Raw genomic sequence first — 368 nt, forward strand, 5'->3', positions numbered from 1 at the left:
CTCTGTCGCAACCTGCTGCAGCTCCTGCGTCAGGGCGTCGCGTTCAGCTTCCAGAGCCTCGCCAGTGCTGGCCAGCACCGCGTTTTCACTCATGACCTGCGCCAGTGCGGCCTCGGCGTCGGCCGCGGCGTCCTCGGCCACCCGCGAAAACTCGGTGCCCAGTGCGGCCAGCAGGCGGGGGTTCGGATCGCCAATCTTGCGCGCGGCAGGCTTTTGTTGACCCTGCCAAGTAACCAGATGGCGGTGGATGGTGTTCATGCTGCCAGTGCCCAGCCGCTCGCGCACTGCGCTTAGCGTCGGCTTGATTTGCTCGGCGTAGAACAAAATAAAAATGTCACTACGGTTTGGCGAAACTGAGCCAACGCGGG

Annotated in this window: 1 protein-coding gene; it reads right to left on the minus strand. The window is 63.6% G+C overall.

The window, feature by feature from the left end:
• On the minus strand, positions 1–324 hold a 324-nt coding region (locus RVY79_RS18010), incomplete at its 3' end, for a DNA-binding protein (protein WP_317465887.1).
• Positions 325–368: the final 44 nt, after the last annotated feature.

Origin of the sequence: Chromohalobacter sp. HP20-39 (assembly GCF_033052815.1) — a bacterium.
GTDB lineage: Bacteria > Pseudomonadota > Gammaproteobacteria > Pseudomonadales > Halomonadaceae > Chromohalobacter.